Consider the following 12,380-nt stretch of genomic DNA (forward strand, 5'->3'; position numbering starts at 1 on the left):
CCATTGCATACCGCCCGTGGGCACGCTGCTCGCCCAACTCCCCCTCTTTCGAGCACGGCGGGCTGATTCTTAGATCGACAAATAAAAAAAGAACGATAGTGCGATTTTTAGAGTATCTCCACTACTAAACGTGTTCGCATCGCGTTTTGGTATTGCTATATTGTTGTTCAAATAATTTCTTGATGGATGCACTTTCCCGATCCGGGCATGTGCGCAAATTCAAGCAGTGCAGGCCCCTTGCGCCCGCACTATTTTCAAGCAATTTCGCCCGGGGACAAAGGCTCGCACACAATGAATACTAAAAAAATGCGTATTGGACAACGACTTGCTCTCGGTTTCGGCGCCGTCATTGCGTTGTTGATCATGCTGGCCAGCCTGGCTTATGTCCGCATCGCCAGCCTGGATGGCGAAATCACGCTGCTGGTCAAGGACCGCTATCCGAAGACGGTGATTGCCAATACCATCAAGGCCGACTTGAACGAAGTCACGCGCAATATGCTCAACGTTTTGATCATGACCGAACCGGGGCAAATCAAAAAGGAACTGGCCAACATCGAAGACAAGAATAAAAGCACCGATGCGGCCATCGCCACTTTGGGAAAAATCATCAACGAAGCCGAGGGTCGCCGGCACCTCGATGCCATCAGCGCATTGCGGGATAAGTTCGTGCCGGTCCAGGCCAAGTTCGTGGCGCTCGTCAATCAGGACGCAAAAGACGAAGCGATGCTGAAATTGCTGTTTTCGGTGCGGCCGCTGCAAGCCAAATATTTCGCCCAGATCGATAATTTCATCAACTACCAAAACAGCCGGATGGAGCAGTCCGGCGCGCAATCGACGCTGGCGGCCAATCGCACCGGGCTGCTGATCCTGGCATTGGCGGCAGTCGCCGGCGCCCTGAGCGTGCTGGTCGGATTTTTGGTCTCACGCAGCATTACCCAGCCGCTCAATGAAGCGGTCGCTGTCGCCAAGCGCGTCGCTGACGGCGACCTCTGCAGCACGATTGCAGCCAAAGCCTTCGATGAAACCGGTATGCTGATGCAGGCGCTCCAGCACATGAATCAAAGTTTGTCGAAGATCGTCGGCGACGTACGTTCAGGCACCGAGACTATCGCATCGGTATCGAGCCAGATTGCCAGCGGCAATCTGGATCTGTCGTCGCGCACCGAACAGCAGGCCAGTTCGCTGCAACAGACCGCAGCCTCGATGTTCGCATTGACCGGCACCGTGCGTGAAAATGCCGACAATGCGCACCAGGCCAATCAACTGGCGGCCTGCGCCTCGGAAGTCGCGGCCAAGGGCGGGGCGGTGGTGGCGCAGGTGATCGGCACCATGGGCTCGATCAACGACTCGTCGCGGAAAATCGTCGACATCATCGGCGTCATCGACGGCATTGCATTCCAGACCAACATCCTGGCATTGAACGCCGCAGTGGAAGCGGCCCGGGCCGGCGAGCAGGGACGCGGCTTTGCAGTGGTGGCGTCCGAAGTGCGGAATCTGGCGCAGCGCTCGGCCGCGGCGGCCAGGGAAATCAAGGCGCTGATCGGCGACTCGGTGGATAAGGTCGAGGCCGGCAGCAAACTGGTGCGCCAGGCCGGCCTCACGATGGACGAAGTGGTGGCAAGCGTTGCTCGCGTGACCGACATCATGGCCCACATCACGGCCGCCAGCCAGGAGCAGAGCACCGGCATCGAGCAGGTCAACCGCGCAATCAGCCAGATGGATCAGGTAACGCAGCAGAATGCGGCGCTGGTGGAAGAGGCGGCCGCTTCAGCCGAAGCGATGCAGGATCAGGCGGTGAATCTGGCCCGGGTGGTGAGTGTTTTCAAACTGCCGGGCAGAAATGCGGCAGTTGCTGCATGGATTGCAGCCGAATAATTGCCATACCTTTTTAAAAGTTTCGAAGAGGACCCGCCAGAGGTTCCTTCGAGTAAGCCATCGAGTGTTTTTTTGGAGACAATATGATTAAGAACTTGCGCATCAAACGGTTATTGACTTTGGGCTGCCTCGTCATCGGCTTTAGCCAGGGCGCGTCGGCAATTGAAATTGCCGGAGTGAAGCTGGATGAAACCGCTCATGTGGCCAACAAGGAACTCAAGCTCAATGGCGCAGGAATTCGCGTCAAGGCCATCTTCAAGGTGTATGTGGCTGGACTGTATCTGCCGGCAAAGAAAACCACCGTGCCTGAAATCCTGGATCTGGCCGGCCCGCGGCGGCTGACAATGGTGATGCTGCGCGAAATTAGCAGCGAAGATTTCGGCCAGAGCTTCATGACCGGCCTGAATGCCAATTCCGACAAGGCCGAGAAATCGAAAATCGTCAACCAGACGGTCAAGATGGGCGAAATCTTCGCTTCCATCCCTTCGCTCAAAAAAGGCGACACGATTACCACCGACTGGGTGCCTGGCTCCGGCATGCTGATTCAGGTCAATGGCAAACCGGTGGGCGAAATGTTGCCTGATATTAACTTTTACAATGCATACCTGAAAATCTGGCTGGGCGACAAGCCGGCCGACAGTGCGCTCAAGCAAAGCATGCTGGGCGGATAATTTTGTAGATGTTGTGCCTGGATTGGGCGAGCCGAACGCAGGACTCGCCTTTTTTTATTCAGCGCAGCGTTTTCATGCGCAAAATCATCAGGCTGACCGCGATCCCGACGGCAACCAGGATCAGTTGCACGACCACGGCCTCAATCTTGTAGATCGAGAATGACATCGAAGTCCAGATCAGCAGCAGCGCAACGATCTTGCCACGCAACGGGATTCCCTTGCCGCTTTGGAAATTGAGGATATAGTTTCCCAGTATCCGGTTGCTTACCAGCCAGCGGTACATCCGCGGCGAACTCCTGAAATAGCAGGCCGATGCCAGCAACAGGAAGGGCGTAGTCGGCAACAGAGGCAAAAATACGCCCAGAACGGCAAGCAGCACGGCTATGCTGCCGACGATAATCAGGACAATCCTGCTCAATCGGTTTGTTTTCATTACTCTTTTGCGAGATCCAAGGTCGGCGGGCCTCATTGTAATCCAGGCGCGCAACCGTGCCTTCCCGCTACGGGCTAAAATACGCAACCGATCAAGCGATAACAGCCAGAAAGCGAGCAAAGCCATCATGCCTGTGCGCATACAAACCGAAGATTTCGACCTGACCACGGAAGTCAGCCAGCTGCGCGTTGCCAATCCGAAGGTGGGCGCGGTGGTCGCCTTCGTCGGCACCGTGCGCGACTTGAATGACGGCGCCGATATCGCTTCCATGGAACTGGAGCACTATCCGGGCATGACCGAAAAGGCGCTGGAAGAGATCGTGCAGCAGGCGCGCTCGCGCTGGGTGTTTTTCGACGCGCTGGTGATTCACCGGGTCGGGCCGTTGGCGCCGCTGGACCAGATCGTGCTGGTGGCGATTACCTCCGCGCATCGGGGCGAGGCGTTCGCCGCCTGTGAATTCATCATGGATTACCTGAAAACCGCAGCGCCGTTCTGGAAGAAGGAACAGACGCCGAACGGCGCGCGCTGGGTCGATGCGCGCGAGTCGGACGATCAGGCGCTGGCGAAGTGGGGCATATCGTCCGGCAATGGCGTGCAAGGCGGGCCTGGGGTGTAGTCTGGCGCCGCAGCGAAGCATTCGACCCGGTTGCGCCCGGCCGCCTTGGCCTGGTAGAGCGCCTTGTCGGCCAGATTGAGCAGCGTATCGATGCTGTCGGCAGCGCTCGGAAAGACCGCGATGCCGGCTGAAAATGTTGCGGAAATAGTATTTTCTTCGAGCGGGATATTGATGGTGGCGAATTTGGCGCACCAGTTGCCGGCGCGAATGAACGCCTGTTCGGCGCTGGTATTGGGCAGCAAGATCAGGAATTCCTCGCCGCCCATGCGAAATACATAATCGCTTTGCCGGATACTTCTTTGCAAAAAACCGGCAATAAAGCGCAACACCTGGTCGCCCGCATGGTGGCCGTAGGTGTCGTTCAAGCGCTTGAAATAATCAATATCGATCATGACTGCCGCCAAGGGCTCCTTGCTGCGCACAGACTCCGCTTCCAGCCCGGCTTTCAACTCGTCCAGAAAGCGCCGGTTGTGCAGGCCGGTCAATACATCCCGAATTGCGTCTTCATGCAACTGCTGCTGAAGTTGCAGATTGGTTTCAAGCTGGGCTTCGAGTTCCGCCATGGCATCGTGCAGCTGGATTTCACCCAGTTTGCGATGCGTGATATCGCGCAAGGTCAAGAGCAGGCCGGTCTCCTTGCGCGGATACGGCAACGACACTTTTTTTAGCTCGTAATGACGCTCCGGTTGCCCCAGGACGATATCGAACCGGTCTTTAGCACCTTCCTTCAGCAGCGGCTGCAGCACGCGGTGGAAGTCGGAAAACTGCGTCAAATGGCAACCGACCCATAATTCCGACAAGCCAGGCAAGCCGGTCGCTGCGCGGTTGCATTCCACGATGCGCTGTTCCGGATCCAGCACCAGCACCGCATCCGGCACCGCGTCCAGCAGGACGGTGTGCGCTACCGGCAGCAAATCGAACAATTGATTGCGGCTGATCAGCCAGTAAAAAACCGTCGTCATCAGCAGGAAGGAAAACGGTGTCGGATCGAATCCAAACAGCAGCACGGTATTGGTGACGTAGCCGATATTGGCGATCCACGGAAGCACCATGGCCAGCGCAAAACCGAGGTAATGGCGGCGATAAACACGGCTCGCGTGCGGCAGGGCATTGATCACTGCCGCCATGCTGAGCAGCATGAAAACATACAAATAGACGGTGGTGAGATAAAACCACGGGCCGCGAATGTACAGCATCCGCAAACCGTCTTGCGTGATTTGCGCGGTCGTTTGCGCATACATCAGATGGTGCGACGAATTCGTGAGGGCGATGATGCAGGTCGCCAGCGGCATTGCCAGCAGGGACAGGCGCCACCTGGTGCGCAAGAGCTTGTAATTGCCGTTGACATAAGCCCATATAAACTGCGCCCAGCAGGTTGGCGCGGCGACGATGCCGGGCCAGGCCAGTTCGGCCCAGATTATCTTGTCCGACGGCAGCGCAGAGAGGCTTTCGAATGCGGCGGCTGCGGCCCACCAGGATGCGGCCAGCAACATCCCGAGAAAATAGCCGCGTCCCGGAAACGGCTGCAGCCGCCTGGTGCGCAAGGCCAGGAAAACGGTGATGACGGCACCGGCCAGCAACAGGACCGGCGCGATCGGAGTGATTTCCGCCTTGAAAGGTGCGAAATCGATCATCGGGTGTTGCCGTGTGTGTTTTGCATGTTGGGGCTTGCCTGTTGCATCTGGGCAAAGTGTGACAGCGAAACTCTTGAATTGCTCCCCGGAAAATCTATAAATTTGATACGAAATGTTAATGACACTGCTTGCTGGACCAGCAGCGCCGGGCGATATTTTTTTTAAATAACAAATAATGTGGAGTATGTTGATATTGATTAATGTTTATATGCGGAAAAAACAGTCTTGTGCAGGAGTATATTTTTTGCGCAGAAGCATCAGAGGATGGAACTTGTAACATGCCGCTTACAAAAAAAAGCCACCGTCCGGAACCAGCCCGGATGGTGGCTTTTTACAAAGCCGCAGGATGCTGCGGCCGGGTTTAAAACACCATTAAGGTAAATGGATAGACATACGCCTGCAACGTGATCAGCACGCCGACCAGGCAAGCCAGCGCGATCGAATGGAAGAACACATAACGCAAGATGTCACCCTCGTGCCCATACCATTTGGTTGCGGTGGAGGCGACCACGATCGATTGCGCATCGATCATCTTGCCCATCACGCCGCCGGCCGAGTTGGCCGATGCCATCAGCAGCGGATTGAGTCCGAGCTGCTCGGCCGAGGTTTTTTGCAGGCCGCCGAACAGCACGTTGGAGGCAGTGTCGGAACCGGTCAGCGCAACGCCGAGCCAGCCCAGCAGGGTGCCGAAGAACGGGTACAGCACGCCGGTATGCGAGAACGCCAGGCCGAGGGTCGAATCGACGCCGGAATAACGGGTGGTGTAACCCAGCGCCAGCATGGCCGCGATGGTCAGCAGCGAATATTTCAGGATCTTGACGGTATCCCAATACACGGCGAACAGATCGCGCACCTTGTAGCCCATCACCAGGCCGGAAATCATGGCTGCGATGAAGATCCCGGTGCCGGTGGTGGAGAGCCAGTTAAGCGTATACACGGCAGCTTCCGCATGTGCCTTGATCGCGACCGGCGGCATTTTCTGCACCATGTTGTGCAAGCCGGGCCATTGGTATTTAAAGACCGATATGCCGTCGAGTACCTTTTTCCATTCCGGCACGCCCCACATGAACACCAGCACCGACAGGATCAGCCAGGGCATCCAGGCGCGGAACACTTCGGCGCGGCTGTAGCTGTGGACCACCGAAGCGACGTCCTGGGCGCTGCCGCCCTTGAATTTGCCGGCAGCCGAGGTCCATATCTTGGCCGGCTTCCACACTTTCAGAAACAGGGTCAGGAATACCATCGAGCTGATTGCCGCGCCGACGTCGACCAGCCAGGGGCCGTGGAAGTTGGAGATCAGATATTGCGGAATCGCGAAGGCAGCGCCGGCAACCAGGACCGCAGGCCAGATCGCCAACATGCCGCGAAAGCCGCAGAACGCCCAGATCAGCCAGAACGGCACCAGCAGCGAGAAAAACGGCAACTGCCGCCCAACCATGCCCGACACCTGCAGCATGTCCAGCCCGGTCACGCCGGCCAGCGCGATGATCGGCGTGCCGAGCGCGCCGTAGGCCACCGGTGCGGTATTGGCGATCAGCGACAGGCCGGACGCGGCCAGCGGCGCAAAGCCGAGCCCAATCAGCATCGCGCCGGTGACCGCGACCGGCGTGCCGAAGCCGCCCGCACCCTCGAAGAACGCGCCGAACGAGAACGCGATCAGCAGCAGTTGCAGGCGGCGGTCGGTGGTGATGCCGGTGATGCTTTCCTGCAGCACCTTGAAGTAGCCTTTGCGCTCGGTCAGCTGGTACAGGAAAATCACGTTCAGGATGATCCAGCCGATCGGCAGCAAGCCGTTGGCGGCGCCAAACAAGGCGGAAGAAGCCGCGGTGCTGGCCGGCATCGAAAAGCCGAAGACGGCGACCGCCAGTGCGGAGAGCAGCCCGAGCAGCGCGGCGATGTGGGCCTTGATATGGAAAAATGCCAGTGCGGCCAGCATCACGACGACGGGTATTGCCGCCGCCAGCGTCGACAGCACCGGATTGTTGAACGGGTCATAAACTTGTGACCACATGAATTGTCTCCTTGTAGGAATGGTGAATTGATCTGAAATGCAGGGTTTCATCCGAACCCGTTTTTTGTGTGTCGCAAGTGGGGTTTAAGCGATAGGCAATAATTTTGTCACAACGGTTTTCAGGAAAGATGAAAAGCATTCATCCCGGCATGAAAGCTTTTGCACACTGGACAAATCGAGACTCGCGCATGCTTCTTTCCGCCGGTCTCGCGGATGTGCCGCCGGACATCGTGCCGCAGCGCATTGGCGGCTCGACGGTGCGGGGCGGAGGGGGAACGGCCAGCCTGCGGCGGCAGGCCATATTAAGGTGCCGGCAGCCGGCCATGCAGGCTTGGTTAATTATGAATATAGTACCGGTATGCGATTAAATACACAATTTTCCGCATTATATTCGTATGTTTTAAAAAATACGGTACATAGTATTATTGATTGAATGCCACAGGCTGAGTTGCCCTAATGCTTTTGCCAATATTCCGGCTGCGCATACACGCGCCGCAGGAAGTCGATGAAGGCGCGGATCCGCAGCGGCATATGCTGGCGTTGTGCAAATACCGCGTAAATATCGTTGCCGGGCGCGGCAAAATCGTCCAGCACCGTCACCAGCTGACCGGATTCCAGTGCGCTGCGCACTTCCCACATCGAGCGCCACGCCAGGCCGCGCCCCGCCAGCGCCCAGTCGTGCAGCACCTCGCCGTCATTGCAGACCATGTTGCCGCTTACCTTGAGCGTGATGTTCTTGCCGTTCTGGCGGAAAGTCCAGCCGCGCTGGCTGCCATCGCTGGGCAGCGCCAGGCAATTGTGCCGGGCCAGGTCGTCCGGAACTTGCGGCGCGCCGTTTTTCTTGAGGTAAGCCGGCGCCACCACCACCACGCGCTGATTGTCGGCCAGCTTGACGCCGACCAGATTCGAATCGGCCAGGGATGCAATCCGGATCGCCACATCGATGCCTTCGCCGATCAGGTCGACCAGGCGATCGTTCAGATTCAGGCTCAATTCGACTTCGCGATGCTCGGCCAGAAAAGACGGCAGCAAGGGCGCCACGTGCATCCGCCCAAAGCCGGCCGGGGCCGAAATGCTGAGGTGGCCGCTGGCGCGGGCGCTGCCCTCGGCAACTGCGGACTCCGCATCCTCCAGGTCGGCCAGAATGCGCTGGCAATCATCGAGGAAGGCTGCGCCTTCGTTGGTGAGCGCGATTTTGCGGGTGCTGCGCTGCAACAGCTTGACGCCGAGCCGTTGTTCCAGCGCATCCAGCCGCCGGCCTATCATCGCCGGGGCGATACCTTCGGCCCGGGCGGCGGCGGACAGGCTACCGCGGGTGGCGGCTTCGACGAAAGTGGAAATCTGCTTGAAATGATCCATGATGTTGAGCCGGTTGACGTTTATTTGTGACTAAAACGCAATAATAAATTGATAAATCGTTTTGTTTGCATTGTTTTTATTTAATATACTTGATTCCAATCGCATCGTAAAATCACCAATCCGATCCGCTTTCAACCATCTTGTCGTGCATATTGCACGCAAAATTAAAATCCACTTACAGGAGCACACCATGACGCAACTCCAATTGCCAGCCGGCATGGAAATCAAAGCCGAAATCGCCCCCGGCTACGAACAGATTCTGACCCCGGAAGCGCTGGCGCTGGTCGCCAAGCTGACCCGCGCATTCGAGCCGCGCCGCCAGCAATTGCTGGCCGCGCGCGTAGTGCGCGCCAAGGAACTCGACGCCGGCAAGCTGCCCGATTTTCTGCCGGAAACCGCCCACATCCGCAACGGCGACTGGAAAATCGCCCCGATCCCGAAGGCGCTGGAATGCCGCCGGGTCGAAATCACCGGCCCGGTCGAACGCAAGATGGTCATCAACGCGCTGAACTCCGGCGCCGACAGCTACATGACCGACTTCGAGGATTCCAACACCCCGAACTGGGAAAACCAGCTCACCGGCCAGATCAACATGAAGGACGCGGTGCGCAAGACCATCGCGCTGGAACAGAACGGCAAGAGCTACAAGCTCAATGACAAGACCGCCACGCTGGTGGTGCGCCCGCGCGGCTGGCATCTGGACGAGAAGCACGTGCTGGTCGACGGCAAGCGCATCTCCGGCGGCATTTTCGACTTCGCGCTGTTCATGTTCCACAACGCCAAAGAACAGCTGGCGCGCGGCGCCGGCCCGTATTTCTACCTGCCGAAGATGGAATCGCATCTGGAAGCGCGGCTGTGGAACGACATCTTCGTGATGACGCAAAACGAACTCGGCTTGCCGCAAGGCACGATCAAGGCTACCGTGCTGATCGAAACCATCCTGGCCGCATTCGAAATGGACGAAATCCTGTACGAGCTGCGTGAGCACTCAAGCGGTCTGAACGCCGGCCGCTGGGATTACATCTTTTCCTGCATCAAGAAATTCAAGAACGACAAGAACTTCTGCCTGGCCGACCGCGCCAAGGTGACGATGACCGCGCCGTTCATGCGTTCCTATGCATTGCTGTTGCTGAAAACCTGCCACAAGCGCAACGCGCCGGCGATCGGCGGCATGTCGGCGCTGATCCCGATCAAAAACGATCCGGAAAAGAACGATGTCGCCATGGGCGGCGTGCGCAACGACAAGGCGCGCGACGCCACCGACGGCTACGACGGCGGCTGGGTCGCGCACCCGGGCCTGGTTGAACTGTCGATGACAGAGTTCAAGAAGGTATTGGGCGACAAGCTGAACCAGATCGACAAGCAGCGCCCGGACGTCAACGTGGTCGCGGCCGACCTGCTGAACTTCCAGCCGGAAACGCCAGTCACCGAAGCCGGCCTGCGCTACAACATCAACGTCGGCATTCACTACCTCGGCGCATGGCTGGCAGGCAACGGTTGCGTGCCGATCCACAACCTGATGGAAGACGCTGCCACCGCGGAAATCAGCCGCTCGCAAGTCTGGCAGTGGATTCGCTCCAGCAAGGGCCTGCTGGAAGATGGCCGCAAGGTCACCGCCGACATGGTGCGCGCGATGATCCCGGAAGAACTGGTCAAAGTGAAGGCAGTCGTTGGCAACGGTGCGACCTACGACCGCGCCGCGCAGATTTTCGAACAGATGTCGACTTCGGAAGACTTTGCCGAATTCCTGACCTTGCCGTTGTACGAGGAAATCTGACGATTTTCTGGTAGCTTCAATGCAAAAAACCGGCTGCGGCCGGTTTTTGCATTGTTGGTCTGCGCGGCACGCCGCTTCTTCGCGCGCAAGCCAGCGGCCGGTGCGATTAACAGCCTGCCACCCGCAGTAAATTCCGGTTTGGTGGTATAAGCTCAGGTCCGAATCCATTGCAGAAAAGACCAAGCCATGACCAGCAGCACGAATGCCCCTGAAGAAATCATCGCAAAAACCAAGGTATGGCTGGAAAAGGCCGTGATCGGCTTGAATCTGTGCCCGTTTGCCAAGGCGGTGCATGTCAAGAACCAGATCCGTTATGTGGTCAGCGCCGCGACTACGCCGGAAGCGTTGCTGGCAGATTTGATTGTGGAATTGGAAACGCTGGCCGAATGCTCGGCGGAGAAGATCGAAACCACGCTGCTGATCCATCCGGACACGCTGACCGATTTTCTCGATTACAACGATTTTCTGGATGTGGCCGATGCTACGGTTGAAGATATGGATCTGGGTGGTGTGCTGCAGGTTGCGAGTTTTCACCCGCAATACCAGTTCGATGGCACGGCAGCGGACGATATCGACAACTACACCAACCGTTCGCCATACCCGACCTTGCATCTGCTGCGCGAGGAAAGCATCGAAAAAGCGGTGGCCGCGTACCCGCAGACCGACACTATTTTCGAAAAAAATATTGAAACGCTGCGCAGCCTCGGGCATGACGGCTGGGCCCGCCTGTTCGCTGCGGAATAAAGAAATTTGCAGGCCGCTTTTAGCTGGCCCTGCGCCGCATGTTGGCCAGCATCAGCATCAGCAGCAGCGCGGCGCCGCAAAAAACCGCTCCCGCATAAAACGTAAACGATGCGCCGTAGCCATCCCACAGCCAGCCGGCCAGCGGGCTGGCCACCAGCATCGCCAATCCGCTGGCCAGATTGAAAAACGAGGCAGTGCCGCGCAGATCGGCCGGTGCGGTAGCCGCCACCATCGCGGCCAGCAAGCCTTGCGTCATGCCCATGTGCAAGCCCCACAGCAACACGCCCAGCAATACCACCGGCCACGCATTGCTGCTGGCCAGCACGATATCGGCTGCGATCAGGACCAGCAGACCTGCTGCCAGCAGGCGGGTATGGCTGACGCCATCGGACAGCTTGCCGAACGGATAGGCCGAGAGCGCATACACCACGTTCATCGCCACCATGATCAGCGGCACCCAAGCCAGCGCCATGCCGCCCTGTTGCGCGCGCAACAGCAAGAATGCCTCGCTGAAACGCGCGAGCGTAAATACTGCGCCGATGATCACCACCCACCAGTAGTCGCGTCCCATGCGTTTGAGATTGCCCCAGCGGATCGGATTGCTGCGCTTTTCCGTGACTCCCATGGTCTTGCGCTCGGGTTCCTGCACTCCGGCAATCAACAGCACGACCGCCAGCACCGCAGGCACGGTGGCAACCCAGAATATGGCCCTGAAATCGTTGGCCCACAGCAGCATCAGCCCGATCGCGCTCAAAGGGCCAAGAAATGCGCCCACCGTATCGAGCGACTGGCGCAGCCCGAACGCCGCACCGCGCAGATGCGGCGGCGCCAGGTCGGCCACCAGCGCATCGCGCGGCGCACCCCGAATCCCTTTGCCGACCCGGTCCAGCAGGCGTGCGCTCATGATCCAGCCGATGCCGGACGCCAGCGCGAAGATCGGCTTGGTCAGTGCGGCCAGGCCGTAGCCGAACACCGCCAAGCCCTTGCGCTTGCCCAGATAGTCGCTCAATGCCCCGGAGAATACCTTGACGATCAAGGCGGTGGCCTCGGCCGCACCTTCAATCAGGCCGACGATGAAAACGCTCGCGCCCAAGGTGGTGATCAGGAATAGCGGCAGCAGCGCATGGATCATCTCGGATGAAACATCCATCAGCAGGCTGACCATGCCGAGCACCCAAATGCTGGAGGGAATCTGACGCAGCGTGCGGAATTTTCCGGTTTTTATCATATTGATATAATGTATGGGTATACGCATAAAAC

10 protein-coding genes are annotated in these 12,380 nt (G+C 58.2%); 5 read left to right on the forward strand and 5 right to left on the reverse strand.

All coding sequences use genetic code 11. The features are described 5' to 3' along the window. Nucleotides 1–291: 291 nt before the first annotated feature. A complete protein-coding gene (locus HMCN_RS0114980) occupies nt 292–1,875 on the forward strand; it encodes a methyl-accepting chemotaxis protein (RefSeq protein ID WP_025918138.1) in 1,584 nt (527 codons plus the stop codon). An 83-nt stretch (nt 1,876–1,958) separates the two neighbouring features. Continuing rightward, the gene (locus tag HMCN_RS0114985) at nt 1,959–2,546 is read left to right on the forward strand and encodes a chalcone isomerase family protein (RefSeq protein WP_025918139.1); all 588 of its coding nucleotides are present in this window, start codon (nt 1,959–1,961) and stop codon (nt 2,544–2,546) included. A 58-nt stretch (nt 2,547–2,604) separates the two neighbouring features. Here HMCN_RS0114985 and HMCN_RS17915 read toward each other — a convergent pair whose 3' ends face one another. Continuing rightward, a complete protein-coding gene (locus tag HMCN_RS17915) occupies nt 2,605–2,964 on the reverse strand; it encodes a YbaN family protein (RefSeq protein ID WP_238552187.1) in 360 nt (119 codons plus the stop codon). A 142-nt stretch (nt 2,965–3,106) separates the two neighbouring features. Between HMCN_RS17915 and moaE the strand changes: the two genes are divergently transcribed. Continuing rightward, nucleotides 3,107–3,595, forward strand: a complete 489-nt coding sequence (moaE, locus tag HMCN_RS0114995) for a molybdopterin synthase catalytic subunit MoaE (RefSeq protein ID WP_025918140.1) — start codon at nt 3,107–3,109, stop codon at nt 3,593–3,595. Here the strand turns inward: moaE and HMCN_RS0115000 are convergent. From HMCN_RS0115000 to HMCN_RS0115015, 3 genes are all read right to left on the reverse strand, one after another. Continuing rightward, nucleotides 3,532–5,229, reverse strand: coding sequence for a histidine kinase N-terminal 7TM domain-containing protein (locus tag HMCN_RS0115000; protein WP_025918141.1), 1,698 nt, complete (start codon nt 5,227–5,229; stop codon nt 3,532–3,534). The genes moaE and HMCN_RS0115000 overlap by 64 nt on opposite strands. A 361-nt stretch (nt 5,230–5,590) precedes the next feature. After that, the gene (locus HMCN_RS0115005) at nt 5,591–7,240 is read right to left on the reverse strand and encodes an L-lactate permease (RefSeq protein ID WP_025918142.1); all 1,650 of its coding nucleotides are present in this window, start codon (nt 7,238–7,240) and stop codon (nt 5,591–5,593) included. 453 nt (nt 7,241–7,693) lie between these two features. Continuing rightward, nucleotides 7,694–8,599 carry a LysR family transcriptional regulator gene (locus tag HMCN_RS0115015; protein ID WP_025918144.1) on the reverse strand — a complete coding sequence of 302 codons (906 nt, stop codon included), beginning with the start codon at nt 8,597–8,599 and terminating at the stop codon, nt 7,694–7,696. Nucleotides 8,600–8,789: 190 nt separating this feature from the next. Between HMCN_RS0115015 and aceB the strand changes: the two genes are divergently transcribed. After that, a complete protein-coding gene (gene aceB / locus HMCN_RS0115020) occupies nt 8,790–10,376 on the forward strand; it encodes a malate synthase A (protein WP_025918145.1) in 1,587 nt (528 codons plus the stop codon). 186 nt (nt 10,377–10,562) lie between these two features. Beyond that, a complete protein-coding gene (locus HMCN_RS0115025; RefSeq protein WP_025918146.1) occupies nt 10,563–11,120 on the forward strand; it encodes a DUF1415 domain-containing protein in 558 nt (185 codons plus the stop codon). A gap of 19 nt (nt 11,121–11,139) precedes the next feature. On the opposite strand, the gene HMCN_RS0115030 is transcribed toward HMCN_RS0115025, so the two are convergent. Continuing rightward, complete coding sequence (locus HMCN_RS0115030) at nt 11,140–12,348, reverse strand: MFS transporter (protein ID WP_025918147.1); 1,209 nt, start codon at nt 12,346–12,348, stop codon at nt 11,140–11,142. Nucleotides 12,349–12,380: the final 32 nt, after the last annotated feature.

The organism is Herminiimonas sp. CN (assembly GCF_000622895.1).
Lineage (GTDB): Bacteria > Pseudomonadota > Gammaproteobacteria > Burkholderiales > Burkholderiaceae_D > AVCC01.

Coding starts and splice junctions, on each gene's coding strand:
- HMCN_RS0114980 (WP_025918138.1), top strand. CDS start 292: ATGAATACTAAAAAAATGCGTATTGGACAACGACTTGCTCTCGGTTTC.
- HMCN_RS0114985 (WP_025918139.1), top strand. CDS start 1,959: ATGATTAAGAACTTGCGCATCAAACGGTTATTGACTTTGGGCTGCCTC.
- moaE (WP_025918140.1), top strand. CDS start 3,107: ATGCCTGTGCGCATACAAACCGAAGATTTCGACCTGACCACGGAAGTC.
- HMCN_RS0115000 (WP_025918141.1), bottom strand. CDS start 5,229: ATGATCGATTTCGCACCTTTCAAGGCGGAAATCACTCCGATCGCGCCG.
- HMCN_RS0115005 (WP_025918142.1), bottom strand. CDS start 7,240: ATGTGGTCACAAGTTTATGACCCGTTCAACAATCCGGTGCTGTCGACG.
- HMCN_RS0115015 (WP_025918144.1), bottom strand. CDS start 8,599: ATGGATCATTTCAAGCAGATTTCCACTTTCGTCGAAGCCGCCACCCGC.
- aceB (WP_025918145.1), top strand. CDS start 8,790: ATGACGCAACTCCAATTGCCAGCCGGCATGGAAATCAAAGCCGAAATC.
- HMCN_RS0115025 (WP_025918146.1), top strand. CDS start 10,563: ATGACCAGCAGCACGAATGCCCCTGAAGAAATCATCGCAAAAACCAAG.
- HMCN_RS0115030 (WP_025918147.1), bottom strand. CDS start 12,348: ATGATAAAAACCGGAAAATTCCGCACGCTGCGTCAGATTCCCTCCAGC.